This window comes from Mucilaginibacter sp. SG538B, from assembly GCF_013376065.1.
GTDB classification, from domain to species: Bacteria; Bacteroidota; Bacteroidia; order Sphingobacteriales; family Sphingobacteriaceae; genus Mucilaginibacter; species Mucilaginibacter rubeus.
In genome coordinates this window covers 336465-361183 of the sequence record NZ_JABMJI010000002.1, presented here as the reverse complement: position 1 = coordinate 361183, position 24719 = coordinate 336465, and the positions used below count along the sequence as shown (strand labels likewise).

Annotated in this window: 25 protein-coding genes and 1 pseudogene; 15 read left to right on the top strand and 11 right to left on the bottom strand. The window is 43.0% G+C overall.

Annotated features, from left to right (window positions below):
* Nucleotides 1–29: 29 nt before the first annotated feature.
* From FHW88_RS10950 to FHW88_RS10935, 4 genes are all read right to left on the bottom strand, one after another.
* Entirely contained in the window at nucleotides 30–929 is a 900-nt protein-coding gene (locus FHW88_RS10950; protein ID WP_218117180.1) for a LysR substrate-binding domain-containing protein, read from the bottom strand.
* A 664-nt stretch (nucleotides 930–1593) separates the two neighbouring features.
* Nucleotides 1594–2133, bottom strand: coding sequence for a DUF4199 domain-containing protein (locus FHW88_RS10945; RefSeq protein WP_176625382.1), 540 nt, complete (start codon nucleotides 2131–2133; stop codon nucleotides 1594–1596).
* A 110-nt stretch (nucleotides 2134–2243) separates the two neighbouring features.
* Nucleotides 2244–2711, bottom strand: a complete 468-nt coding sequence (locus tag FHW88_RS10940; RefSeq protein WP_176625380.1) for a response regulator transcription factor — start codon at nucleotides 2709–2711, stop codon at nucleotides 2244–2246.
* A gap of 142 nt (nucleotides 2712–2853) precedes the next feature.
* The gene (locus FHW88_RS10935) at nucleotides 2854–3222 is read right to left on the bottom strand and encodes a hypothetical protein (RefSeq protein WP_176625378.1); all 369 of its coding nucleotides are present in this window, start codon (nucleotides 3220–3222) and stop codon (nucleotides 2854–2856) included.
* 162 nt (nucleotides 3223–3384) lie between these two features.
* On the opposite strand from FHW88_RS10935, the pseudogene FHW88_RS30400 reads away from it, so the two are divergent.
* From FHW88_RS30400 to FHW88_RS10920, 3 genes and pseudogenes are all read left to right on the top strand, one after another.
* A pseudogene (locus tag FHW88_RS30400) lies at nucleotides 3385–5329 on the top strand (DUF1800 domain-containing protein).
* Between the two features lie 18 nt (nucleotides 5330–5347).
* On the top strand, nucleotides 5348–6619 hold the full coding sequence (locus FHW88_RS10925) for a DUF1501 domain-containing protein (RefSeq protein WP_090530582.1): 1272 nt from the start codon (nucleotides 5348–5350) through the stop codon (nucleotides 6617–6619).
* A 614-nt stretch (nucleotides 6620–7233) separates the two neighbouring features.
* On the top strand, nucleotides 7234–7734 hold the full coding sequence (locus FHW88_RS10920) for an RICIN domain-containing protein (RefSeq protein WP_176625376.1): 501 nt from the start codon (nucleotides 7234–7236) through the stop codon (nucleotides 7732–7734).
* Nucleotides 7735–7823: 89 nt separating this feature from the next.
* Here the strand turns inward: FHW88_RS10920 and FHW88_RS10915 are convergent, their stop codons facing one another.
* On the bottom strand, nucleotides 7824–8429 hold the full coding sequence (locus tag FHW88_RS10915; protein ID WP_176625374.1) for a YceI family protein: 606 nt from the start codon (nucleotides 8427–8429) through the stop codon (nucleotides 7824–7826).
* 123 nt (nucleotides 8430–8552) lie between these two features.
* On the opposite strand from FHW88_RS10915, the gene FHW88_RS10910 reads away from it, so the two are divergent.
* From FHW88_RS10910 to FHW88_RS10895, 4 genes are all read left to right on the top strand, one after another.
* Nucleotides 8553–9428 carry a winged helix-turn-helix domain-containing protein gene (locus tag FHW88_RS10910; protein ID WP_255485304.1) on the top strand — a complete coding sequence of 292 codons (876 nt, stop codon included), beginning with the start codon at nucleotides 8553–8555 and terminating at the stop codon, nucleotides 9426–9428.
* 322 nt (nucleotides 9429–9750) lie between these two features.
* A complete protein-coding gene (locus tag FHW88_RS10905; protein WP_176625370.1) occupies nucleotides 9751–10572 on the top strand; it encodes an alpha/beta fold hydrolase in 822 nt (273 codons plus the stop codon).
* A 140-nt stretch (nucleotides 10573–10712) separates the two neighbouring features.
* Nucleotides 10713–11291, top strand: a complete 579-nt coding sequence (locus FHW88_RS10900; RefSeq protein ID WP_255485303.1) for a Crp/Fnr family transcriptional regulator — start codon at nucleotides 10713–10715, stop codon at nucleotides 11289–11291.
* 75 nt (nucleotides 11292–11366) lie between these two features.
* On the top strand, nucleotides 11367–12263 hold the full coding sequence (locus FHW88_RS10895) for an SDR family oxidoreductase (protein ID WP_176625368.1): 897 nt from the start codon (nucleotides 11367–11369) through the stop codon (nucleotides 12261–12263).
* 103 nt (nucleotides 12264–12366) lie between these two features.
* Here the strand turns inward: FHW88_RS10895 and FHW88_RS10890 are convergent, their stop codons facing one another.
* From FHW88_RS10890 to FHW88_RS10880, 3 genes are all read right to left on the bottom strand, one after another.
* Entirely contained in the window at nucleotides 12367–12600 is a 234-nt protein-coding gene (locus FHW88_RS10890) for a LytTR family transcriptional regulator DNA-binding domain-containing protein (RefSeq protein WP_176625366.1), read from the bottom strand.
* A gap of 361 nt (nucleotides 12601–12961) precedes the next feature.
* The gene (locus FHW88_RS10885; RefSeq protein WP_176625364.1) at nucleotides 12962–13468 is read right to left on the bottom strand and encodes a hypothetical protein; all 507 of its coding nucleotides are present in this window, start codon (nucleotides 13466–13468) and stop codon (nucleotides 12962–12964) included.
* Nucleotides 13465–14046, bottom strand: coding sequence for an RNA polymerase sigma factor (locus FHW88_RS10880; protein WP_090530560.1), 582 nt, complete (start codon nucleotides 14044–14046; stop codon nucleotides 13465–13467). The genes FHW88_RS10885 and FHW88_RS10880 overlap by 4 nt, the downstream gene beginning before the upstream one ends.
* A 552-nt stretch (nucleotides 14047–14598) precedes the next feature.
* Between FHW88_RS10880 and FHW88_RS10875 the strand changes: the two genes are divergently transcribed.
* From FHW88_RS10875 to FHW88_RS10865, 3 genes are all read left to right on the top strand, one after another.
* Entirely contained in the window at nucleotides 14599–15561 is a 963-nt protein-coding gene (locus tag FHW88_RS10875; RefSeq protein ID WP_176625362.1) for a hypothetical protein, read from the top strand.
* A gap of 3 nt (nucleotides 15562–15564) precedes the next feature.
* Entirely contained in the window at nucleotides 15565–16386 is an 822-nt protein-coding gene (locus FHW88_RS10870) for a TerC family protein (RefSeq protein WP_176625360.1), read from the top strand.
* Nucleotides 16387–16594: 208 nt separating this feature from the next.
* Nucleotides 16595–17062 carry a phosphatidylglycerophosphatase A gene (locus FHW88_RS10865; protein ID WP_176625358.1) on the top strand — a complete coding sequence of 156 codons (468 nt, stop codon included), beginning with the start codon at nucleotides 16595–16597 and terminating at the stop codon, nucleotides 17060–17062.
* Nucleotides 17063–17199: 137 nt separating this feature from the next.
* Here FHW88_RS10865 and FHW88_RS10860 read toward each other — a convergent pair whose 3' ends face one another.
* From FHW88_RS10860 to FHW88_RS10850, 3 genes are all read right to left on the bottom strand, one after another.
* Nucleotides 17200–17892: a response regulator transcription factor gene (locus FHW88_RS10860; RefSeq protein ID WP_090531325.1), complete on the bottom strand. Its 693-nt coding sequence runs from the start codon at nucleotides 17890–17892 to the stop codon at nucleotides 17200–17202.
* A gap of 110 nt (nucleotides 17893–18002) precedes the next feature.
* Complete coding sequence (locus FHW88_RS10855; protein WP_090530549.1) at nucleotides 18003–19814, bottom strand: sensor histidine kinase; 1812 nt, start codon at nucleotides 19812–19814, stop codon at nucleotides 18003–18005.
* A gap of 222 nt (nucleotides 19815–20036) precedes the next feature.
* Nucleotides 20037–20405, bottom strand: a complete 369-nt coding sequence (locus FHW88_RS10850) for a DUF3127 domain-containing protein (RefSeq protein ID WP_090530546.1) — start codon at nucleotides 20403–20405, stop codon at nucleotides 20037–20039.
* Between the two features lie 87 nt (nucleotides 20406–20492).
* Here FHW88_RS10850 and FHW88_RS10845 point away from each other — a divergent pair, with 87 nt between their 5' ends.
* The 5 genes from FHW88_RS10845 (at nucleotide 20493) to FHW88_RS10825 (ending at nucleotide 24704) form a co-directional block, all read left to right on the top strand.
* Nucleotides 20493–21668 (top strand): class I SAM-dependent RNA methyltransferase, encoded by a 1176-nt coding sequence (locus FHW88_RS10845; protein WP_090530542.1) that lies wholly within the window; start codon nucleotides 20493–20495, stop codon nucleotides 21666–21668.
* Complete coding sequence (locus FHW88_RS10840) at nucleotides 21669–22166, top strand: hypothetical protein (protein ID WP_176625356.1); 498 nt, start codon at nucleotides 21669–21671, stop codon at nucleotides 22164–22166.
* A 250-nt stretch (nucleotides 22167–22416) separates the two neighbouring features.
* Complete coding sequence (locus tag FHW88_RS10835; protein ID WP_176625354.1) at nucleotides 22417–22656, top strand: helix-turn-helix domain-containing protein; 240 nt, start codon at nucleotides 22417–22419, stop codon at nucleotides 22654–22656.
* Nucleotides 22657–22709: 53 nt separating this feature from the next.
* Nucleotides 22710–23360: an HD domain-containing protein gene (locus FHW88_RS10830; protein WP_176625352.1), complete on the top strand. Its 651-nt coding sequence runs from the start codon at nucleotides 22710–22712 to the stop codon at nucleotides 23358–23360.
* A 36-nt stretch (nucleotides 23361–23396) separates the two neighbouring features.
* Nucleotides 23397–24704, top strand: coding sequence for a carbohydrate porin (locus FHW88_RS10825; RefSeq protein ID WP_176625350.1), 1308 nt, complete (start codon nucleotides 23397–23399; stop codon nucleotides 24702–24704).
* The last annotated feature ends 15 nt before the right edge of the window (nucleotides 24705–24719 follow it).

Below are 24719 nucleotides of genomic sequence, written 5' to 3'. Positions count from 1 at the left end.
GCAATCAAATGATATAAAGTAATATGCGATTACTTTAAGTTATAATTAGCAAGGCAAAAACGTTTGAAAAGCTCAATCAATTTACTGTGTTTGCCATGCAATTGAATGAACTGAAAAGTGCGGAAAATCTCTAATCCTTTAACATCAATAATGGTGAGCTCGTTGTACTTTAACTCGCTTACTACCGATTGAATGGAGAGAAATGTCGCTGTTTCTGAGTATAAAAGGTATTGTTTTATGGCGATACTGCTCTCCAGTTGAATCTCGATGTTCAGGTCTTTAGGGTTGATCTGCACGGCGGCCAGGGCATTGAAGATAACATCCAGGGTGCCCGATCCGGCTTCCCTTAAAACCAGCGGAATGGCGGGTAATTGTTTAGGGGTGATCTCGGTTTTTTTGGATAACTTATTGTTAGCACTGGTCACCAGTACAATTTCATCTTTAATAAAATCGGTATAGGATAATTGCGGCGAATGGGCAGCCCCTTCTACTATGGCAATATCTATTTTTTCGGCTAATACCAGCTGCGAGATCTGATCGGTATTGGCCTGGATAAAATTGAAAGTAACCTTGGGATATGTTTTTTTGAACATAGCCAGCAGCTTGGGCAAAATGGTTTGCGCCACGGTGGTACTGGCCCCTATGTGCAGCGTACCGGCCTCCAGGTTATTAAGCTGGGCCAGTTCAGTTTCCAGGTCGGTGTAGGTTTGAAAAATTTTCTCGGCGTATTTTTCAAGGATCTTGCCGGCGGTGGTAAGGGAAATATTATTGCCGTTTCGCTTAAACAGCTGTACACTGAGCTGCTGCTCCAGTTCCTTGATATGTTTGGTGACCGCCGGCTGGGTAATAAACAGTTCGGATGCAGCTTTGGTAAAGCTTAACCGCTGTGCTACCGTATAAAAAACCTTCAGCCTGAAATCAAATATCATTGGGCCAATTTAGGAATAAATAGTTTATCCGGCATGGCATTGTGAGTAAGCATAAAGGCAACCTGAAAAAATAGCTATGACATAAGGAATTTATTTTAAGGATGTTGTGCGAGGGCAGCGTTAGGGATTGCAGTGAAAAGCCCACAGCGCGGGTTGGGATTGTGTGAAGGAAAAGCGAGGACTTGTAACGGAAAGCCCGGGCCGCAGGCAACGCCCAAGCCTATAAAACAGGTCGAAAAACACACTTAGTAATCAATGATTTACAATTATGCCATTACGCAAGTGCGGCGACCACATACTATACAGGGCGGCTATGCCTCCGTGCGATTGCCAGGCTGCTTAATGACATAATTAAAAAATGGGGTCATGCTGAGCCTGTCGAAGCATAGCGGGGTGGGCCTCTGCGCGCGTCCTTCGACAGGCTACCCATGACAACTTAAAACGGGTGTCATGCTGAGCCCGTCGAAGCATGGTGGTAGGCCTCTGCGCGCGAGTCTTCGACAGGCTCAGACTGACAGGCCCTCTTTTGTCATTTCATCTTCAGAGGCCTCCGGATTTAAACACTCAGGATGACAAGCCCTCCACACCTATTGTCATTTCACCTTCGGAGGCCTCCGGATTTTACCTACTCGCGGACGAAATAAAGTTACACCGATGTGCTTATTTAACTTGTAGCCAATTGCGGGCTGGCATCCTTGCGTTTCAGGATCAAAGCTGCTATCAGCGCAATCACCAGGCCAACGGGCAGTATCTCCATGTAAGTAAGCACGATTACGCCGAAGGGGCTTTTGTACATATTAACATAACCAGCCATGCTTGCTTCCTGTTGCTTAAGTTCGGCAGCCGTAGCACCATGGGCTTTGGCTTCCCTTAAAACATGGGCGACGTATTTGGTCATAAAATCGGGGTAAAAGTTATAGAACTCTATTAACCACACAATCACATAAACTGTTGAGGTGATCAACACAATGTAAAGACCGATCATAAAAGCTTTGCCGAAACTAATTATGCCTTCGTTGTATTTGTCACGGTAATTTTTGATGGCTACAAATATCAGCGAAAACGCCAGCAACATGGAGCCATAGCCCACCCACATGTTGCCCTGAAAGTTGGGGTTGTTATAGCAAAGAGCTCCCGAAATTCCCCCGGTAGCGGCGATGATGAGGCCGGAGATTGATCCAAAAACAAATACATTCTTTTTCATATCGTTTATATTTTGATAGAGCAAATTTGGCTTGTCAGAAACTTTTCCGGCTCATACTTTAGGGTGATTTTGGAAAATATGCTGCCATTAGTACTAAAGTATGAAGCGGGTTAAGGAATAATGCTGAGCCGCTTCCCCATTTCCACGGCCTGGGTGCGGCGTTTAACCTCCATTTTTTCAAACACCTTTGCCGAATGTGTTTTGATGGTATTCAACGATACAAATAAGCGCTCTGAAATTTCCTGGTTACTTAATCCTTCGGCCATTAGCTGCAAAACTTCCAGCTCGCGTTTACTGAGCCCGAGTTTATCAAGTTCGGTTTGATTGATGGTAAATTCGGGGCCGTTGTTAATGTAAACCTGCTTTTCTACAACAACTGTTTTGGGTTTGGTAAGTTTAAGTGCCAGCCAAATTCCTAATACGGTAAAAAATACTGCTATGGCACCCATGTAAATTTCATAGGCATTATCAACAATGATCAGTTTAAGTTCAAGCCATTTCAGCAAAAACAATAGCAGCGCGAGTGCTACCGCGTACAGTATGGTATGTTTGTTTTTTGCCAATAGATTAGAAGCCATGTTACGATCACCCGATTGATCTTAAAATTAGGATTATTTAAGATAAGGAGAAAAGCACACAAAACAAAAAAGCGGAAAAACATCCCGCTCTTAAATTTAATCTATCAGGGTAATCCCTTAATTCTGAAAGTCCTGGTTCCTTTTATTCATCAGCCTTAGCCGCGTCTTTCTTAGCTTTTTTATCGGCTTTTAATTTTGCATAGGCTTTTTGTTGTTCGGGAGTGAAAATCTTGTTTAAGCCGGTGGCAGTGCGTTGTTTAATCTTTTGATCGGCCAGGTGGCTGGTTTTTTTATCCTGTTTCAGTTTTTTCAGGCTATCGATACTTGTTGCCTGGGCAAGCAGGATAACGTTCACTTTTTTAGCCTGGTCGGCGGTAAGTTTTAAGTTTTTTTGCAGGTGTTCGGTTTTGTTGGCCGCTTTTTGAGCAGGCGTTTTTTCAACCTTTTGTTGTGCATTGGCTGCGAAATTTAGTCCGCAGGCAAGGGCCAGCAGCATCAGTAGTTTTTTCATATTTTTTATTTTTTGCAGATAATTAATTATTGACAATATAGATGAGTTTTAGTTTAAATAGATATGTATATAAGTTTCTTTGACAATTAAATTAAACCCAAGGGCTTTTTCATGGTCATACTAATGCAAAAGTTAAATTTTTAATTTAATAACCCGGATACTATGAAAAAGGCTGTTAAGTACTGGTGTGGCTTTGTTGTGTTGTTGTGTTTGTTTACCGTATTTACTGCCTTTTTGCCGGGCTATCCTACTGCAAGTTTAAAATTTCCCTATAAACAGGCGGGTTTAACACCCGAACAGGCCGCGGCTCATTTACTGAGCCGTTTTACGTATGGGGCAACCCCGGGCGAGGTAGAAGAAGTATCCAAAATCGGCCCTGAGAAGTGGTTTGCCCAACAGTTGGATGCCCAACTTCCGGATGATTCCCTTAATCAACTCTTAAATAAATATGATGCCCTAAAACTGAGCAATACAGAAGTTGTTGCCCAATATCCCAAAGGCGCGCAGGTTTTGCGAATGGCTGTAAGGGATGGTGTAGTTAACAAAGATTCGGTAAAAACAGATCGCAAAGCTTATCGCGATCAGTTGCAAAACTACATGCAGCAAAACGGATTAAAGCCCGAGCAGGAGCTGTTACGTCAATTCATCAACCAGAAAATATTAAGAGCGGCTTACAGCAATAATCAATTACAGGAAGTAATGACCAGTTTCTGGTTCAATCATTTCAATGTATCTATAGTAAAAAACGACTGTTCGCAATATATCCCCGCTTATGAGCGCGATGTGATCCGCCCTAATGCCCTTGGCAAATTCAATGATCTGTTATTGGCCACTGCCAAATCGCCGGCCATGCTATATTACCTGGATAATTTTAGCAGTTCGGGGAATAAGGACAATATGGAGCAAAGTAACAGGCCGATCCACCGCCGGCTGATGCAGCAAATGCAGGGTGCGGATACGGGTCGTTTTGCCAATATGCCCAAACTAAACAAAGCAAAAAAAGCACAGGGTCTTAACGAAAATTATGCCCGCGAGGTAATGGAACTGCATACCCTTGGCGTTGACGGCGGCTATACCCAGCAGGATGTTACCCAGGCGGCTAAAGTACTTACCGGCTGGTCGGTTTATCCAATGGGCAACTACGGACAAGCGGGCCAAAAAACTTATGAACCGTATTGGGGATGAAAAACTGCAAAGCCGCGGTTTTGTACATGAGGGCGATTTTATGTTTAACCCTAACAAGCATGATAATGGCGAAAAGACGGTATTGGGCCATCATTTTGCTGCCGGGGGCGGGTACGAGGAGGGCGTGCAACTGCTTAATATGCTGGCACATCAACAAGCTACGGCAAGGTTTATATCAAAGAAAATAGCTGTGCGCTTTGTGAGCGATAACCCGCCGCAAAGCCTTATTGATAAAATGGCCCGTACCTTTATGAATAAGGATGGTGATATTAAACAGGTACTGATCACCATGGTTAATGCGCCTGAATTTTGGAGCGCGGCAGCCGTAAGGGAAAAAACTAAATCGCCTTTTGAACTGGCCATAGGCTCGGTACGTTCATTGCATGCCGATATTACCCAGCCTTACCAGTTGTTTAACTGGATCAATAAAATGGGCGAAAAAATGTACTATTACCAGGCCCCGACCGGCTTCCCCGATAAAGGCCAATACTGGATCAATACCGGCGCGCTGCTTAATCGTATGAACTTTGGTTTGGCACTGGCATCGGGCCGGATCCCCGGCGTAAAGGTTGACCTTGCAGCACTAAATAATCATCACGAGCCCGAAAGCGCACAAGCCGCACTTATCACCTATAGTAAAATCATTATGCCGGGCCGTAAGCTTGATGAAACCATCAAACGGCTTACTCCAATGCTTAACGATCCGAAACTCATGGAAAAGGTTGGCGAAGCCAGCGCCAAAACTCCTGTTGCAACCTCGGTACAGATGGCTGCCAGTGATGAGATGATGGATCAGCAGACGGGTTTAAAAGGTAAACGAAAAAATAATTTTATAGCGATGCAAAGCACCTCCGGCAATAATTCTATGCTGGCGCAGGTGGTTGGCGTTATCATTGGTTCACCCGAATATCAGAGGCGTTAATTGCAGGAGGATTTAAAAATGGTATCAAGAAGAGGCTTTTTAAAATCGGGCGGACTGGCCCTTTTAGGTGTAGGATTACTGGGCGGTATACCCGGTTTTTTAGCCGAGGCAGCCGCGAGCGAAAAGATCTTATCGCCCTATAAAAAGAAAAAAACGCTGGTATGTATCTTTCAGCGGGGAGCTATGGATGGCCTGATGGCCGTTACTCCGTTTACTGATGATTATTTGAAAGCTGCCCGGCCAAACCTGTTCATGTCGGCTGCCAAAAGTGGTACAGGTAATCCGCTGATAGACCTGGACGGGCGTTTTGGTTTGCACCCTGCCATGAAGGCCTTTGAACCCATATTTCGCGAAAAACGTTTGGGTATTGTTCATGGCATCGGTTCGCCTAATAATACCCGTTCGCATTTTGATGCGCAGGATTATATGGAATCGGGCACTCCATTCAATAAAGGCACCTCAAGCGGATGGCTTAACCGGGCTGTGGGTTTGCTTGGGCATGATGCGCTTACACCATTTACGGCCGTGAGTATGACATCGGCCATGCCACGTTCTTTTTATGGCGACAACCCCTCGGTAGCCATCAGCAATTTGCAGGATTTTGCCATTCAAATGCGTGGCAACCCTGCCGGAGCAAATATCGCGGCCAAAAGTTTTGAAGATCTGTATGATCAAACCGCATCGGGCTTACTGAAGCAAACCGGAAAGGAAAGTTTTGAGGCTATGAAAATGCTGCAGAAAACCGATGTTAAAAATTATACACCTGCCAATGGCGCTGTTTACCCCAGCTCGGCATTGGGCAATTCGCTGAAACAAATAGCCCAGCTCATTAAAATGGATGTAGGACTGGAAGTTGCCTTTGCCGAATCAAACGGTTGGGATACCCACTTTAACCAGGGAACCGAAAACGGCATCTTCGCCCGTAATGTTGCCGACCTAAGCAACAGCATAATGGCCCTGTGGACCGACCTGGGCACCTACCAGGACGATGTTACTATAATGACCATGACCGAGTTTGGCCGTACCGTGCATCAAAACGGGACTGGTGGTACCGATCATGGCCGCGCTTCATGTAACTTTATTTTAGGTAATGATGTAAGCGGCGGTTTAGTGTATGGCGATGTAAAGCCGCTCGCCGTTGAAAACCTTGAAGATGGCCGCGACCTTGCGGTGACTACCGATTTCAGGAGCGTGTTTAGCTCGGTAGCTGATAAGCATCTTGCGATAAATAATGATCATATACTGTTTCCCGACTGGAAAGGGGATAGGGTGAATGTAATGAAGGGATAAAAGCAGGCTGCCCCGGTTTTAGCAATAGCGTAACCCGTGATTGGATATCCCCGAAGTTTCTAACTTCAACTCATTCACTGGCCCAAGTTGTGCGATAACGTAAATCGGCCTAAAACCGGGCAAAGCATTTTGCCTGCGAAAGCAACAGCTTTTAGCCATAAAAAATGGTGGCGCTGTTTTGTCAGTACTTTTTTTCCAAAACCTTCCGGGTTTATTTTTGCTCAAAAAATATCAAAAAATCAGTAGCATAAAAGCCTTCGAAAAAGCACTGTTGAAATATTAAATTTATATTCTCTAAAGTTTTAATTATTGATTGTCAGCTATTTGACAGTGTTTCACTAAAAACATTAAAGCATTGATTATCAGTGATGATAATGTTTTAATGCGTTTCGTGTTTCACTCTTAAAATTTGGAACATGATGTTGTTTCTGAAAAAAGGGGCCTGGTAATTTTTTAATTTTTTATGGGGAATTAAAATTTGGGGACACCGCATTTGTTACAATCGATTCGTATGCACACCTCAACCGCTTTGATACATATCGACTAAAAACTGAATCAATTTTGATAACAGCTGTTTATTGTTTGTATCTAAATTTGTTTAAATCGATACGCCCATGAAAAAATTTGCCTGGCTGTTATGCTTCCTGTTACCCGGCCTGGCGGTTTCGGCCCAACAAATTAAGGGGAGCTATGCTATAAAAAATGAGCAAACCGGGATGCTGTTACGGGTTAAAGACGCACATTCAGAAAATGGTACCCCACTGGTTGCTTACTATCCCGAAAACTGGAAATGCATGACCTGGAATTTTAAACATGTTGCAGGGAATACCTATCAGCTTCAGAATTTGCTTACCAATAAAACATTTCAGCCTAAGGGCGACGCTGATGTAAACGTAGCTTTAGAGGAACAATCGCTTAATGCGAACAGCGCCATTCAGCAATATGAGTTTGAGGCGATAGACAATGATACTTTCATGATCAAATTGAAAGGGACAGACTTATACATTACGCCATCTGATAAAAAGGGCGTAGTTAACTCACAGATAGTTTTAGCTAAAAAGACGAACACAAAAGATCAGTATTGGAATATTTACGAACAATCGCCTACCATGTGATTCACTATCTGAAGATGCTGTGCTAACCAGTAATATTACAACAAGGCTTGAAATAGGATTCTGCAACTGTACCCGGCTGCAAAAGGGCGTTAATCGGCCGTAAATATAAGATTCAGCCCAACTGCTATCTCGTCGGTAACAACTGTGTTTTTTACAGCCGAAAAGAAATCCCATGCTTCCCGCTTAGGCTGCATATCGATTTTCCACTTGATGCGGTCAATTGTGGTATTTGCCTTAGCGCTGATGATATCGTTCTTTTTAATGATAGCTGCCATAAATTCAATGGGGTTGCTGATCCCTTTTATGGTAAGGATGCCGGTCACTTTAAAGTTGGTTGACTGGCCAACGCGTGTAATTTCTTCAACAACCATGGTTGCTTCCGGGTACCGGCCTACTGAAAAAAAGCCCTCTTTTTTCAATTCTTCATCTACCTTTTTATTCCTGGCCGCATCGGCATGATCGGTACTGTGCATGGTATTCATATTCAGGCTAAAGGTGCCGTTTTTTGGTTCACCGCCAGCCGTATACTCCAGGCTGCCCGATTTAAAAAGCAGATAGCCGTAATGGCCGCCCATAGTTTTGCGGGTATCCCATAAAACTTTACTTTTTTTAATATCTAAATGGTAGGTTTGCTGTGCAGAGGCCGGGAGCAGGGCCATGGACAGCAACAGGATAATTGCGTGTTTTCTTAACATACATAAGTGATTTATTTGGCAAACCTACTCAGCTTCAGCGCGTTTGTTATTGCCGATATTGTAAATAAAATTGTAAACTTTGTAAATTAAATTTCCAGGAATATGGCCGGCTCCAAACTACCAATGAATAAGACAACCAAACGCTTGCTGGGGCTTGGTTGCCTGCTGCTCATGACCCTTTTATGTGTTGCTTTCAGCTTTACCGGTAAGGATGACTTTGATATGGCCCGGCAGGAAATTCTGCTCCGGAAAATTGGGCATGAGGTGCTATTATATTCGGGTGATAGTACATCGCGGGTGATGCCGGTACAAAAGATTGCTGAAAATGAGTACCAGTTACGGTTTGAGAATGAATTTTCTTTTCAGCCCGATTCGCTGGAAAAAGCAATCAGCAGCGCGCTGGCAAAGGACAACCTGGCTAACGACTATATTGTGAGCGTTTTGAATTGTACAGGGAAGGATGTGATATTTGGCTATGCTATATTCAAAAATAAAAAAGATAACATAATGCCCTGCTCCGGGCGAAAACAGCCTAAAAGCTGTTACGTGATCAACCTCAAATTCAAAAGCCAGGGATTGAATATGCCCTCAAAAGGCTATCTAATTGGCGGGATACCTTTATTGGCATTTATCGGGCTTGTAATTTCAATGTCGGGTAAAGGCCGGAAAAACACAGTTGAAAATAGCTCCATCCTGGATAATAGTTTTAAAATGGGTAACATTATATTTAACCCGGCCAGGCGGCAACTGCAAAGTGCCGGAATGATTACCGAGCTTACCTTAAAAGAAAATAAACTGCTGCTCATCTTTGCCCGGTCGCCAAATGAGATCATTGAAAGGAGCAGGCTTCAAAAAGAGATTTGGGAAGATGAGGGCGTAATTGTTGGCCGGAGCCTTGACATGTTCATATCAAAACTGCGAAAAAAAATGGAGCATGATCCGGCTATTAAACTGGTGAATATACACGGCAAGGGATATAAGCTGGAAATCAACGGGTAATTACTTTTGTAACTACAAGCTTCACTGTATATATGTACAGATAAGTTGTTACTGTCTAAATGCAATAACGTGGTTTTATAAATGATTTGCAGCGACGATAAACGTCATCAAGCTTTCCGTCAAAAAAAACAGCCGATTTATCGCATCCAGGTAAATTTCGATACGATTTTGAAAGGCCCTCCCTTAATTCACTACTTTTGGGCGCCGGCCAGCTTTACTTGTGGATATAATAAACATCCAAAGTAAAACCTAAAGGTGTTACATTTGCTAAAAACGCCCTGCATCTTCAGCGCTTTATTAATCACCATAATTGAAAAACAAAATGAGTAAAATTACAGTAAAAGACGGAACCGAAATTTATTACAAAGACTGGGGAACCGGGCAACCATTAGTTTTCCATCACGGCTGGCCTTTATCTGCCGATGACTGGGATGCCCAGATGTTCTTTTTCCTTGAACAAGGTTATAGGGTGATAGCCCATGACCGCCGCGGCCATGGACGTTCAAGCCAAACCGCCACAGGTAATGAAATGGATACCTATGCAGCTGACGTTGCAGAGCTTGTTGAGGCGCTTGACCTGAAGGGTGCAATCCACATAGGTCACTCTACAGGTGGTGGAGAGGTTATCCATTACGCTGCAAAATATGGAAAAGGACGTATCGCCAAAGCTGTGCTGATCAGCGCGGTTCCTCCGGTTATGGTTCAAAGCGAAAGCAATCCAGATGGTGTTCCGATTGCAGTATTTGACGGGATCCGTGAAAGCACCGCAACCCAAAGGAACCAATTTTACCAGGACCTGACTATTCCGTTTTACGGCTATAATCGTGAAGGTGCTAAAATTTCACAAGGCATCAGGGACAACTGGTGGCGTCAGGGTATGATGGGCGGTATAAAAGCACATTACGACTGTGTTAAAGCTTTTTCGGAAACAGATTTTACAGAAGACCTTAAAAGCGTAGATATTCCCGTACTTGTTTTACACGGGGAAGATGACCAGATCGTTCCGTTTGCAAACTCGGCACTAAAGTCTATAAAGCACTTGAAAAATGGTAAATTGATCTCCTATCCGGGTTTCCCGCATGGTATGCCTACTACCGAGGCTGCAACCATCAACAAAGATCTTTTAGCTTTTATTAAAGAATAATTTTTTCATCAATTACTGTATTGCATAAGGCCGTCTCAAAAGAGGCGGCCTTTTTGTTTGTATTGACATACCAATGATCTATCCGAATCTCATTTTATATACATCTGAAAACTTGCTGTTGAAATGTTTATTATTTTTGGATGATGCATCCGGAATTTGAAACATATCTGCGAAGGAGCGACCTGGCTGAGGAGGCTGTCCGCAAGATCAGTGATCTGGCAGTGGCAAGAAAATTGCGCCGTAATGAGCTCCTTTTTAGCGCAGGCGAAATTTGCCGGCACAAGGTATTTGTTGTAAGCGGGCTGCTGTACACCTTCAATATTTCTGCCGGGGGCAATCAGCATATTCTGCAATTTGCGCCGGAAAACAGCTGGACGCTTGATGTTGAAAGTTATGACCGGCAGATACCCTCGCAAGTAAGCATAGGAGCAGTAGAACCCAGCACGATACTCTGCTGGCAAAAAAAGGATTTCGATATGTTGCTGGCAGAGGTGCCGCAACTAAAAAAATTTGCCGAAGGCCTTATTGCCCGTAATATCCACTACAGCCGGAAGCGAATCCTGATTTCATTAAGTGCAACGCCCGAAGAAAAGTATGAAGATTTTATCCAAACCTTTCCGGACTACCTGGCTCGTTTGCCCCTGCGTATGATTGCCGCTTATTTGGGCATCTCCATAAAAACCCTTACCCGTATCCGTCACGCGCAGCTTCAGCGCTAATTTAAATTATGGTCAGCTGACCATCTTTAGCAGGATTTTATTGGAGAATTTTGGATCAAATAAAATCATTGACTTATGCGTGTATTTGTAACCGGGGCCTCAGGATTTGTAGGCTCAGCAATAGTAAAAGAACTTTTAGGGGCAGGCCATGAGGTACTTGGCCTTGTCCGTTCAGATAAAGGCGTTGAACAATTGGCATCAACCGGTGCCGAAGTATACCGCGGGGATATCAACGACCTGAAATTTATTCAGCAAGGCGCCGCCGCGTGCGATGCTGTAATCCATACGGCCTTTAATCATGATTTTTCACAGTTTAAGGCCAATTGTGAAGCCGACAGGAAGGTAATTGAATCCCTGGGCGATGCATTGGCCGGAACAAACAAACCCTTAGTTATTACCTCCGGAGTAGGGCTTTTGAATTATGGCCGGCTGGTTACAGAAGATGACGCGCCGCCTGCAGGATCAGATGTTATTCCGCGCGTAGCTTCAGAGGAGGCCGCCGCTGCTGCCGCGGCAAAAGGTGTAAAAGTTTATACGGTGCGCCTGTCGCCGAGTGTGCATGGTGAGGGCGACCATGGTTTTGTACCGATGATCATTAACATGGCCCGGGAAAAAGGAGAATCGGTCTATATAGCTGAAGGGAGCAATCGCTGGCCTGCCGTTCACCGTTCAGACGCCGCAGTTCTATATCGCCTGATTATAGAAAAGCAACCTGGGCTTCGTGTGTTTCACGCCGTAGCCGAAGAAGGTATCGCATTTCGCGAAATTGCCGAAGCAATTGGTCAGGGCCTGCATTTGCCTGTACTGAGCAAAACAGGTGATGAAGCGGCGGCACATTTTGGCTGGTTTTTGCACTTTGCCTCATTGGGGTGTCCCTCATCCAGCGAAAAAACACGCGCGGCCCTAAATTGGCAGCCTAAAGCTGTCGGGTTAATTGCTGATATGGGAGCTGCCGGTTATTTCCAGCAATAACATTGACCAAAACTTTAAGTTTACTCAAAGAACAAAAGCCGTCGTATACTTTTGCGATGGCTTCTGTTCTTTGGTTATTGGGTGATGAGTAAAAAAAACAAGCTTAGGTAACCAAACCAAGGATAACTTCATAGTAAGCACCGCTCACCGGCAATTCAATACCTGTTAATTGCACTTTACGATTTTGTAAGTATCTAATTTTACCTACCGGAACAATATACCTGTGGTGAATGAGCTGAAATTTTGCAGAAGGCAGCTTTTTCAATACCTCTTTTAATGACATTAGCGTAAGTATGGGCTTGTCATTGGTTAAATGGATCCGGATATAATTTTCCATGCTTTCATATAACCGATGACACTCAAATCAATTTTTATAACCCGGTATTCCATTCGGGAAAATTAAATGGAATTTGTTATTGGCTTAAGGGGAGGATCGCCTTTAAAAAATAAAAGCCTCCCAACCTTGCGTCGGGAGACTTTCAACCTAAACCTTATCACAATTAAACCGGTAAGTTTACCAGTTCGCTGTTGTTATTACAATCACTGTGCCAAAACCCGAAACTTTTTAAATTTTTTGTTAATGTATCCTTGTTGATACATTAACAATAGGTTAAAAGGGAATTTACTTTACAAAAAGTGTGTAACTAAGTGTCAAAAAGACACCGTGATTTTTATTGGCATACAGAAAAGTGAACACTTTATGCCTCTTTTGCAGCTTTTTTTCTACGCAGATAACTGTCAGTTAAAAATAGCGCCAAAATTACATCAAACACGAAAAAACTTTTCATGAAAGCGCTATTGAAAATGGCGTTGGCTGCAGGCAATTTTAAATCTGCAGGTAGTTTAATGTTTACAACACTGAACGGATTTCCTGAATTTTGGACATTTGAAAGGGTGATTGCCAGCAGGGCCAATATGCTTAGCACAAAAAAGGCCGCAATACCCAGTATAATCTTTTTATTTATAGTTGATTTTAGAGGTGCCAGTGCCTGATCTGCCCTGATAGCCTCCATTACATTATAGGTAAAGGCCATTGATGGTTCATCAAGTTCCAGGCCGGCAAACTCCTGGTTTAGCACAAGCAGCTCTGTGTACTTTTGTTTGTACAACTCGTCTTCCTCAATAAGCCGGGAAATGGCTTCCTGCTCAGCCGGTGTGCAGGTACCATCAATATAGTTCCAAAGTTTTTCTTCGATGGTGTTCATATCAGTTCTTTCACCTCGTGTTTTAAATTGCGCTCCAGCTTCTCTTTCAAACGCTGGCGTGCCCTAAATAGTTTAACTTTAACGGTATTTGTTTCAATACCCATTGTTTGGGCAATTTCTTCTAACGATTGCTCCCCCTTATAAAAAAGGGTAATAATAGTGATATCATCGGGCAGTAATTGCTCAATTGCCTGGTTCAGGTAATATGACCGCGATTTGTTTTCTGCGTTGTTGGTATCATATGCCGATTCATGGTTCTCAACCTGCACAAACGTACTCTCATCATCAATCGAATCAGTATCCACCCGTTTCTTTCTTAAAAATGTCATGGCTGTAGTATAAACTATACTATACAGCCAGGTACTGAATTTTGACTGCCCCTGGAACGAAGCCAGCGAGCGGTACGCTTTCACAAAACAATCCTGCGCAATCTCTTCAGCATCTTCCCGGCCCTTTGCAAAACGCAGGGCCAGCGTAAAAACAAAACGCTGGTGCCGCTTAACCAAATCAGCGTACGCGAACTGGTTACCAGCCAGGGTTTGCTCAATAAGTTCGATATCTGAAAGCTTGCTCTGCATTATATAACCCCTGTGACCACACTTTTACAGATCAGGTTACACCTTTATGTAAATATAATTTATTTTGATGGGAATAGATTGGTATCAGGGATTGTGTGTGTGGCGCGTTAGGGATTGCAGTGGAAAGCCCGCAGCGCGTATTAGGATTGCGGGTAGGAAAGGTGAGGACTTGCAACGAAAAGCCCGGGCCGTAGGCAACGCCATTGTCTGAATCAGAATTTACAGAATTTGATAATTGATCGAATGCTAAACCAATAAAAAATCCTTAGTTCATTTAGCTCAGGTATGATATTAAAAGAAATCCGAATTCGAAAACCCCAACTCCGAAATCAATCATAGCGTTGCCTGCGGCCGGGCTTTACGCTCATACGCCTGCAGGCATTACGCTCCAGGCCTGTATCCGCTTCAATCCCTAACGCAAATTTGGGTTCAATTAAAGCGGTGCCCTCTAAGGTCAATAATCCAAATACACACCCGATTCGTAACATACGCCCCAACATTCAATCTCATAATTTTGTATTTTTACATTTATAAAAGGGATATTGTACGTTGATGGATGAAAACAGGCTAAATATTTTAAATAGCTCAAACAGGATGCTCAGCAAGCTTCAACTGCTGTCGGTATTTTTTGAAGACGAGCTCATTTACAAGATCTATCTGCGCACACAGGTTATCCACAAGCTTTTTGAAACCAATCCCGAAATCGATATCAACAAGCTGGAACTTTTTCATGTGCAATTTACCACCAGTCTGGTCGACCTGCTCCGCAAGATCAAGAAGAACAATGAGAACAATGTAAGCCTTGTGCTCGACGAGATCCAGCTTACCCGGGAGATGGTTGATAAGATGGACGACAATGTGCTCACCGAGCAGGATTTCAAGATTGACAGGCAAAGGCAGGCGCTGAAAGTAAACCTTTCGTTGCGGAAGCTTTACCAGGTACTTTCAGATAACTCAACCGATTATCCTTTCTCCAAAAATATCAATGCCTTCAGCCTGCGCTATGGTTCCGATTTTTTTTATAACATAACTCCAGAGCTGTATAATGAACTTGTGCAACATAACTATAATGATACCTATCATAATAACTACGCTACTATTCAGCGTAAGCTGATGGGGGTATTGTTAAAACGCGAGTTCCGTACAGAGTTTTACTGTGGGTTAAAGGCCGGTAACCTGATACTGGAAGTGTATAAATTTATGGATGAAGACAGGCACTTTTTATTTTCGCCTGCCAATAATTTATTCCTATTTTGCGATGTTACAAGGCTTTCGGGCATCGAGCATAATAACAATCTGTCAAAAAGGGAAAAACTGATGCATGAGCTGCAGGACAAAATTGATAAGCTGCAAAGCGATGTAGTTACCATGAAAGCTTACATGCCGCCCGAAATAAAAAGCCTATTAGCCGAAAACTACAAAAAAATAGCCGACATCAACTTTTTACAAAGCCTGAGCGACGTGGATGTGCAGGCCAATATTTTAAAAGCAATGCTTAATACCGATATTATATAATTTATGGAGTTTTTACATTACCTGCTTGGCCCCGACCTTAAGGCCGGCCTATTGATTGTCCTAAACCTGATTGTTATTGAGAGCCTCCTCTCCGTTGATAATGCCGCCGTACTGGCTACCATGGTACTTGACCTGCCCCCGCATCAGCGTAAAAAAGCATTACGTTATGGCATTATAGGTGCATATGTTTTACGGGGTGTTTGTTTGTTTTTAGCGGCATGGCTGGTATCTGTTTGGTGGCTGAAACCACTTGGAGGCCTTTACCTGATATACCTGAGCTTCAATTATTTTAAAGGCAAACTGAAAAAGGCCGACGGCGATGCTGAAGAAGAAACGGTTGATAAAAACAAGAACTGGCTTTACCGCTCAACCGTTGGTTTGATAGGTAATTTGTGGGCAACCATAGCTTTAGTGGAGCTGATGGACCTTGCCTTCTCCATTGATAACGTTTTTGCGGCGGTTGCATTTACCGACCATAAGATGTTAATTTATATTGGCGTGTTTATCGGCATCCTGGCCATGCGTTTTGTTGCCCAGGCTTTCGTGAAACTGATGGAGAAATTTACCTTCCTGGAAACAGTGGCATTTATAGTGATTGGCGTGCTGGGCATTAAACTTGCCTCATCATTATACGTCCACTTTTACCCTGAAGCCGGATTTTCAAAAATGATGGAAGGCGAAAGCGCTGATATTTTCACTTCGGTGTTTACTGTGGCCTTATTTATTATCCCTGTACTTACGTCATTGCTGTTCAACTTCCCAAAAAGACATACTATTGAACCAGAAGTTGCAGAAGCGGCAGAGGATGTGCTGGATAAACAGTAGGTCAGTTGGCAGTGGCAGTTAGCAGTAGGCAGCAGTAAAAAGCGAAGAGCTCGTGCGATTCCCTCCCTTGAGAGGGTGTAGGGAGGGGTTTCCTGAACTTTGTATGATTTTGCAAAGCGGATAAACCCCTCTCTGCCACAACACCGCCAGTCGCACCCCTTCCTGGGGAGGGAATGAAAACATTACTTGAAATAACGATACAAATTAAATGTTCCTAAATAAAACAATAGCGTCCATTTTCGGCATTGGCTTTTTGAAAGGCGGGGGTACTTACGCCGCTATAGTTACCTGCGGCTTTATCTGGCTGCTATGGCAAAGTCCGGCTTTGCAAAATCCCTGGTACCTGTTGGCTATTACCATATTTGTTACCGCACTTGGCGTATTTGTAGGCAATAAGGTTGAACCCGACTGGGGCGAAGACAGCTCGCGTGTGGTAATTGATGAGGTTGCCGGAATGCTGATAGCTATGCTTTTTATCCCCGCTAACTTATATTTCCTTTTAGCCGGACTGGTATTGTTCCGCTTTTTTGATATTGTGAAACCGCTTGGCGTACGCAAAATGGAAGATCTTGGCGGCGGTTTGGGTGTAATGATGGATGATGTGCTGGCTGGCGTTTACTCCAATATCCTGCTTTGGATTGGATATTTTGTGTGGATGAAATTTGGAGCACATTAGTGAAAGGAGCGGATTTGTGGGATTTCATCTTCCTAACCTATAAAATCAAATATGTGGTTACATAGCTAACTTGGTTAAGCCCTCTTGAGGCTTATATCACACAAATAATTTTTTCAAAACAAAAATTAACCCTGAGTTCAGTTAATCAGCAGCTTATACCCCCGCCCGTGTACGTTGATGATCTCCACATTAGGGTCATCTTTCAGATACTTACGGATCTTGCTCAAAAATACATCCATACTCCGACCGTTAAAGTAATTGTCATCATGCCAGATGTTCAGCAGGGCTTCTTCGCGGGTAAGCACTTCGTTTTTATGCACACACAACAGGCGCAGTAGTTCAGCCTCCTTGGTAGATAGCTTTTGCTGGTTGTCTGCTGTCATGATCATCTGGGTTGTATAATCAAACGTATATTTCCCAATTTTAAAGGAGGTTTGTTTTTCCTCTTCCTTTTTGCCGATATTATCCGTACGTTTTAACAGCGCATTTATACGAAGCAGTAATTCCTCAATGCGGAAAGGCTTGGTGATATAATCATCCCCCCCCAAATTGAAGGCCTGGGTTTTATCTTCAATCATGCCTTTGGCCGTCGCAAAAATAATAGGCACCTGGGCATTGATCTTACGGATATCCTTACCAAGTGTAAAACCGTCCTTTTTAGGCATCATCACATCCAGTATCAGCAAGTCATATGTTTGTTTGGTAAAGGCGCGTAGGCCTTCTTCGCCATCCTTACATAAAACCACGTCAAACTTACCTTTCAATTGCAGGTAGTCTTGCAGTAACAGGCCCAAATTGGCATCATCCTCAACCAGTAGTATTTTCTTCATATGTTTTTTAGTCCGGAAGTCCGAGGTCGGAAAGTCCGGAAGTTCTTTAATCACGTCGGAAGATAGGCTGAGCTTATCTTACGGACTTTCGGACATCCCGACTCGTAGATCTACGCCACCGCAAACTTCAGCTCAAACTCCGAGCCCTTCTCTTTTTCTGATTTCACGCTTATGGTGCCGTTCAGGCGTTTTACTATGGTATTAACATAGCTTAAGCCCAGGCCAAAACCTTTAACGTTGTGCACGTTGCCGGTAGGGATGCGATAAAACTGTTCAAATATTTTTGATTGCTGGTCGCGGCTCATGCCTATGCCTTTATCAGCTACTTTAATAACAATCTGTCCGTTTTTAACAAAAGTACTTATAGTTATATCAGGCGCTTCGTTGCTGTATTTAATGGCGTTATCAACCAGGTTGTATAATACGTTCGAAAAATGTAGCTCATCGGCAATGATATAGGCTTTTTCGGCATCAAGGTGCAGTGTGGTTTTAGCATTGCATTTTTGCAATTTGAGCGCCATACTGTCAAGCACTATGCTCACCATCTCATTTACATCAACCGGTTTTTTCTCCAGTTTAAAGTCATTGCGTTCAATACGGGCAATGTTTAATACGCGCTCGATATGGCTGCCTAAACGGGCATTCTCTTCAAAAATGATGTTCGCTAAACGGGCTACCCGGCTTTTATCTTCGGCAATTTCATTATCCCGTAAAGCTTCACTGGCAATCATGATGGTTGACACCGGGGTTTTAAACTCGTGGGTCATGTTGTTGATGAAATCGATCTTCATTTCCGAGATCTTTTTCTGCCTCAATATCGAAAAGATAGTGTAGCCGAAACAAAGGATCAGCACCATGGTAAGGCCGCCGGTTGTAGCCATTGTAGCAGTCATATTGCTTAAGATCAGCGAGTTTTTTTGCGGAAACGAAAGCCTGATCTTTCCGGGGTCGTTGATCACCTCTTTGGTGAAAATAGGGGTTTGATAAGTATTTGCCGCCACAAACACAGGCAGCTTTTCGCCCTGGCTGTCGCTGGCATTTGAAAATATGAGCGAGTCGCTGTTGGCGGTTGTAACTTCGTAGCTGAAAGGCAGAAAAATGCCTTTATTATGAAGCTCAAAACGTAGTAACGAATCTATCCAGAAAGGGTTGATCCGTTTATTCAACGGTTCGCCCGATTTACGGTATTCTTCGGCCAGGTTCTCAATAACGGTGGGCTTATTGCTCAAACTGTTAGCCTTTTCAAGCGAATCGGTCTCCAGCATTTTTTTTATTTGTTGAACCTGCCGTTCCTTTTGCTTACGGGTTTGTTCCTGTACCCACAACGGATTGATGCGTGGTACCGAGATCATTTGTTTGCCAAACTGGGGGTCGACGTAGACATACCTCAGGGTATCATACTTATGAAGTTTTTTAGGATGACCTACCCTGCGGGTAATACGGGTATGTACTATCTCGGGCGTCAGTTGCTCATGTACTACACCAAACTCATCTGTATATTCTTCAACACGTACTTTAAAATCAACCGTACCTTCTGTTTGTAGTAAGCCGTTAAGCTCATCATCCATTTTTTTACGCTGGATCATGCGCTGCAAACTATCGCGCAGTAAAGCAATCCGTTTTTCGCGGGCAGATGAATGTTTTTTTGTTTTTGGTATTCCCGCTACTTTTATTGTGCTGATGTCCTGTTCTTCATTATCGGTGCTAATGGTAGCTTGCTGGGTTTTGGTTTTCAAAAAGTTATTCGCATCCTGGCGGGTAACCTTATCTACCACATTGTTCATAGCTTCTCTCACCTGGCGGTCGAACGAATCGGATTGCATCTGGTAAGATTGCCTCAGAAAATAAAATTGCATAGCCATTACGCCCAGCAACGCAAAGCTCATTAAGCCAATAATTAAACCTATGCTCCTTTTCTTCATTTATTAACAAACAAAATTATCCTAAATCCGCACACAAAAATTGCATTTAACAAAATTTAACAAATGTGCATTCAATTTAAAACTCTGCTGCTTAATATTTTATTGTATCAATTAGTGAGATGTCTGTTTAAGGCTGCGGGTTATAACGGGAAGCCTATAAACAACAAAAGGCCCTGTTAAAGGGCCTTTTGAAATATTTTACTCAAGCTTTTCTCTATTTTATTAGAATGGCAGATCGTCATCATCGGCCGATGAGCTGATATCAGCTGACGGTGCTGCGTATTGCGGAGCAGCTGTTGCATTGTTAGCAGCAGCAAGCGGAGTAATTCTCCATAACTGCAATGAGTTAAAATAGGTTTTTTTGCCCATTTTATCTGTCCACGGGCGACCTTTAAGATTAAAAGAAACCTCTACATCATCCCCAATCTTCACGTTATCCAGTAAATTGCAACGATCCTGTATAGCTTCAAACTTTAAATATTCAGGGTATTGAGGGTTCTCAATATATTCAAGTATAAGTTCGCGTTTTTTTAGTGAATCGGTTACTTGCTGAGTGGCCGACACTTCATGTACCTTACCTTTAACTTCCATAATTAGTCTTCAAATAATTTAAAATGTAAAGTTAATAGTAAGAAATTAAAATAGGGGCTTTTTAATTCTTAATTTTGCCGAATTAATATGCAAGTTTTCCACACCGAAAGTAAAATCATAATTACATGTAACAAAAGGCTTTCGCCTTACCTGCAAAGGGAGGTTGAAGCTTTAGGCTATGAGCCGGTCCGCGTTTTCCCTACCGGGGTTGAACTAAAAGGTACCGTTACAGATACCATTCCGCTTAATTTGAATCTGCGCTGCGCAAGCCAGGTACTGTATTCGTTAAAAACTTTTACCGCCCGCGACCCGAAAGAACTTTACGAAGAGCTGGTAACCATTGAGTGGGAAAAGCTGATTGATTTTACCGGTTACTTTTCGGTATCATCAAACGTAAATAACGAACACATCCTTACACCGCTGTTTGCCAACGTAAAGGTAAAGGATGCTATTGCCGACAGGATCAAATCCATTAAAGGTATCAGGCCCGACTCTGGCCCGGAGGTTAATAAAACCCTGGTACATCTTTACTGGCAGGATGACCGCGCCGAAATTTTCCTGGATACATCGGGCGAAACACTGGCCAAGCACAGTTACCGTAAAATACCTGGTAAAGCGCCAATGCTCGAAGCTTTGGCAGCATCAACCATTATGGCTACCAAATGGGATATGAAAAGCACATTCATTAACCCTATGTGCGGCTCGGGTACCCTGGCTATTGAAGCAGCATTGTTGGCTACAGATAAGTCGCCGGGTTTGTTCAGGATGAATTATGCTTTTATGCATATTTTAGGATATGACGAAACGGTATTTTTTGCAGAGCGGCGAGCATTGAAAGATAAATCCAAAAAAGAAACCGGCTTTAAAATCATCGCTACGGATATTTCTGAAGACGCGGTTGACATCGCCCGTAAAAATGCCAGAACGGCCGGCGTAGAACATTTGATCGATTTTGCCGTTTGTGATTTTGAAGATACCGAGGTTCCGGCAGAAACTGGTGTAGTAATGTTTAATCCCGAATACGGTGAGCGTTTGGGCGTACACACTAAGCTCGAGATCACCTATAAGCGTATGGGCGATTTTATGAAAAAGAAATGCCTTGGGTATAACGGTTATGTTTTTACGGGCAATCCCGACCTGGCCAAAAAGATAGGCCTGAAGGCAGCCCGCAAAATTGAATTTTATAATGGTAAGCTTGATTGCCGCCTGTTTGAGTATGAATTATACCAGGGCAGCAAACGTGAACCGAAAGAAGAAAATTAAATGAAAAAGATCCTGTTATTTATAACACTTATTTTATCATCAGTACTGGTTAAGGCACAAGCGCAATTAGCATTTCCGTTTCAGGGCGGCAGTCCTATTATGAACCGCTTTTTTAAAGACAGCCTTGTTGTATCCCCCGAAATCATTAAAAAGAAAGCAAGCGGAACAGCGGTGTTTAAGTTCACCGCTGATGAAAAAGGTGTGATCAAAAAAATAATTGTTTACTATGCGGATGATGCCATATTGGTAGTACCCATCATTGAGGCGCTAAAAAAATCAAACCACAAATGGGTTATCCCCGATCATGAAAAACTGCATGATTTTATCTTGCCGTTTTCCATTAACTTTAATGCGCCGGCAAATACAAGTAATGCTACTATAAAGGAGGCATTTGATTATTACAGCAAACGCAAGCCAATCATATCTTATAACCAGGTACCGCTTGAAACGGCTACTTTATTGCCCACAGTAATTGTTAGTTACAATTTAGGCGAGTAGTTTTTTTAAATAAAAGTAATTTGAAAGCGACAGACTTTGCGGCCTGTCGCTTTTTTTGTCTTTATTATTAATTAATATGGTTGTTAAAACCTATGTATTTATACCGGCTTTTATAAAGGGTTGTTAATTTTTAATTAAAAAAGTATAAAATATCAGCTTTTCAATTGGTTAGCTATTAAAAAAAATTAAAATTTTGAAATCCATAACCCCTATATTTTCGTTATTTATAAACGAATTAATATGTAAATGGATGAAAGATATGCTAAATTTAAAGATCAAGGCCATAGCTGCTAACATAAGGCATACCAGGGAGGGATTAAATTACACCCAGGAATACCTTGCAGCCAAGCTGGGTATATCACAAAACGCGTATAGCAAAATTGAGTTAGGTTATACAAAAATAACAGTGGAAAGGCTTTTTCAGATCGCCGCTATTTTGGAGATTGAAGTTGCCGAACTCATCGATACAGAAAAAATAGCCGCTGCTTAACGTTTTATACACAACCCCATTGTTCTGTCTTTTGCTTAGTATCTTTGCAAAAGATGGAACATAATAAACTCATTGAAGCCACTGCAAATTTTGTGCGCAATACGCTCAGGGACGCCGAAGGTGGTCACGACTGGTGGCATATTCACCGCGTTTGGACAAACGCGAAACTCATCAACCAAACAGAAAAAACCGATCAGCTGGTAGTTGAACTTGCTGCCCTGCTGCATGATATTGCCGATAGTAAATTTCATAACGGCGATGAAGAGATTGGCCCGCGTACTGCCGGCAATTACCTGCAAAGCATGAATGTTGATATTGGTGTTACCGAACATGTGCAACAGATCATCAGGCATATGTCGTTCAAGGCCAGCTTTGATAAACCCTCCTTTCATTCGCCCGAACTGGCTGTAGTACAGGATGCCGACAGGCTGGATGCTATTGGAGCAATCGGCATTGCGCGCGCCTTTACCTATGGAGGCTTTAAAGGCCGCGAATTGTACAATCCCGAGATCCCGCCAAACCTTAACATGACCAGGGAAGAATATAAAAACACTACCGCACCAACTATTAATCACTTTTATGAAAAGCTATTACTACTTAAAAATAAAATGAATACGCCTGCCGGTAAGGCACTTGCCGAACAAAGGCACACATTTATGGAGCATTATTTAAAACAGTTTTTTGACGAATGTGGTTCAAGTTAACGCGAAAGCTTACTTTTGCGCCAAAATTGACAGCCCATGAAAAAACTTATACTTACTATAATACCCGTATTAATTACCGCCGCCGCTTTGGCGCAGGATACAGTTAAACGTCAGCGGTTCAACTTCCATTTCCAGCAAACGGTAATTACTCAATACAAACCATCGTTTCATGCCGATTATAATGGCGATAACAGTTTACTTACCAAAGAAGAAACACAAAGCTCAATTACCACTACGCTTTTTGGCGGTGCAAGGCTCTGGAAAGGCGCCGAAGCCTATTTTAACCCCGAGCTTTCGGGTGGATCGGGCCTGAGCAAAACGCTGGGTGCGGCAGGTTTCCCTAATGGCGAAACTTTTCGTGTAGGCGGCGCAGAGCCGAAGATCTACATCGCCCGTTTATATTTTACCCAAAACTTTGAATGGGGCAAAGATAAAGACACTATCAGCGATGATGCCAACCAGTTAGCCGGTTTAAAAAGCAAGCGTTACTTTTCGGTTACCGTAGGTAAATTTGGCATGGCCGATTTTTATGACGGCAATGAATTTAGCCATGATCCGCGTACGCAGTTCATGAACTGGAGCTTAATGGATAACGGCGCATGGGATTATCCCGCCAATACCCGCGGGTATGTTATGGGGATACATACCGAATTAGGGCAACCAAACTGGACATTGCGCTTTGCTTTTACCATGTCAACCACTACCGCCAATGGCGCTATCTGGGATCAAAAAATTGGTAGAGCAAACACCCAGACCTTAGAATATGAAAAACGTTATACACTTAACGGTCAAAAAGGTACTTTCAGGATCTTGGGTTTCCGTAACAATGGCAAAATGGGAGATTATCGCCTGGCGATTGCGCAAAGCCCTGTTGCCCCCAATGTTGATACCACACAAGCTTATGGCAGGCACAAATATGGTTTCGGCATCAGCGCCGACCAATATCTGACCAAAGATTTTGGGGTATTTGCCAAAGTGAGTTATAATGATGGTAAAACCCAAACATGGTATTTTACCGAGATTGACCGGTCATTGAGTTTTGGCGGCGTACTTAAAGGAAGTTCATGGAACCGCGGCGATGACGAACTGGGCCTGGCTTTTGTAGCCAACGGCATCTCAAACGCCCATCGTGATTACCTCGCAGCCGGCGGCTACGGCTTTATCATAGGTGATGGCAAGCTTAATTATGGCACCGAATTTATTGCCGAACTTGATTATAAAATAAACGCATATCAAAAAAAGTTCTGGCTTACACCCGGCTACCAGTTTTTGCTCAACCCTGCCTATAATAAGGACAGGGGACCGGTAAATGTCCTTTCGCTAAGGGCACATGTGGAGTTTTAAAACATAAAAAGGCCT

Excerpts from the sequence above, each read along its gene's own strand:
- FHW88_RS10945 (WP_176625382.1), bottom strand. The coding sequence starts at position 2,133 with ATGAAAAAGAATGTATTTGTTTTTGGATCAATCTCCGGCCTCATCATC.
- FHW88_RS10910 (WP_255485304.1), top strand. The coding sequence starts at position 8,553 with ATGAATAAGACAACCAAACGCTTGCTGGGGCTTGGTTGCCTGCTGCTC.
- FHW88_RS10940 (WP_176625380.1), bottom strand. The coding sequence starts at position 2,711 with ATGGCTTCTAATCTATTGGCAAAAAACAAACATACCATACTGTACGCG.
- FHW88_RS10865 (WP_176625358.1), top strand. The coding sequence starts at position 16,595 with ATGTTCCTAAATAAAACAATAGCGTCCATTTTCGGCATTGGCTTTTTG.
- FHW88_RS10935 (WP_176625378.1), bottom strand. The coding sequence starts at position 3,222 with ATGAAAAAACTACTGATGCTGCTGGCCCTTGCCTGCGGACTAAATTTC.
- FHW88_RS10900 (WP_255485303.1), top strand. The coding sequence starts at position 10,713 with ATGATGCATCCGGAATTTGAAACATATCTGCGAAGGAGCGACCTGGCT.
- FHW88_RS10890 (WP_176625366.1), bottom strand. The coding sequence starts at position 12,600 with ATGGAAAATTATATCCGGATCCATTTAACCAATGACAAGCCCATACTT.
- FHW88_RS10845 (WP_090530542.1), top strand. The coding sequence starts at position 20,493 with ATGCAAGTTTTCCACACCGAAAGTAAAATCATAATTACATGTAACAAA.
- FHW88_RS10850 (WP_090530546.1), bottom strand. The coding sequence starts at position 20,405 with ATGGAAGTTAAAGGTAAGGTACATGAAGTGTCGGCCACTCAGCAAGTA.
- FHW88_RS10880 (WP_090530560.1), bottom strand. The coding sequence starts at position 14,046 with ATGCAGAGCAAGCTTTCAGATATCGAACTTATTGAGCAAACCCTGGCT.
- FHW88_RS10855 (WP_090530549.1), bottom strand. The coding sequence starts at position 19,814 with ATGAAGAAAAGGAGCATAGGTTTAATTATTGGCTTAATGAGCTTTGCG.
- FHW88_RS10835 (WP_176625354.1), top strand. The coding sequence starts at position 22,417 with ATGAAAGATATGCTAAATTTAAAGATCAAGGCCATAGCTGCTAACATA.
- FHW88_RS10895 (WP_176625368.1), top strand. The coding sequence starts at position 11,367 with ATGCGTGTATTTGTAACCGGGGCCTCAGGATTTGTAGGCTCAGCAATA.
- FHW88_RS10870 (WP_176625360.1), top strand. The coding sequence starts at position 15,565 with ATGGAGTTTTTACATTACCTGCTTGGCCCCGACCTTAAGGCCGGCCTA.
- FHW88_RS10925 (WP_090530582.1), top strand. The coding sequence starts at position 5,348 with ATGGTATCAAGAAGAGGCTTTTTAAAATCGGGCGGACTGGCCCTTTTA.
- FHW88_RS10840 (WP_176625356.1), top strand. The coding sequence starts at position 21,669 with ATGAAAAAGATCCTGTTATTTATAACACTTATTTTATCATCAGTACTG.
- FHW88_RS10915 (WP_176625374.1), bottom strand. The coding sequence starts at position 8,429 with ATGTTAAGAAAACACGCAATTATCCTGTTGCTGTCCATGGCCCTGCTC.
- FHW88_RS10825 (WP_176625350.1), top strand. The coding sequence starts at position 23,397 with ATGAAAAAACTTATACTTACTATAATACCCGTATTAATTACCGCCGCC.
- FHW88_RS10875 (WP_176625362.1), top strand. The coding sequence starts at position 14,599 with ATGGATGAAAACAGGCTAAATATTTTAAATAGCTCAAACAGGATGCTC.
- FHW88_RS10860 (WP_090531325.1), bottom strand. The coding sequence starts at position 17,892 with ATGAAGAAAATACTACTGGTTGAGGATGATGCCAATTTGGGCCTGTTA.
- FHW88_RS10830 (WP_176625352.1), top strand. The coding sequence starts at position 22,710 with ATGGAACATAATAAACTCATTGAAGCCACTGCAAATTTTGTGCGCAAT.
- FHW88_RS10885 (WP_176625364.1), bottom strand. The coding sequence starts at position 13,468 with ATGAACACCATCGAAGAAAAACTTTGGAACTATATTGATGGTACCTGC.
- FHW88_RS10950 (WP_218117180.1), bottom strand. The coding sequence starts at position 929 with ATGATATTTGATTTCAGGCTGAAGGTTTTTTATACGGTAGCACAGCGG.
- FHW88_RS10905 (WP_176625370.1), top strand. The coding sequence starts at position 9,751 with ATGAGTAAAATTACAGTAAAAGACGGAACCGAAATTTATTACAAAGAC.
- FHW88_RS10920 (WP_176625376.1), top strand. The coding sequence starts at position 7,234 with ATGAAAAAATTTGCCTGGCTGTTATGCTTCCTGTTACCCGGCCTGGCG.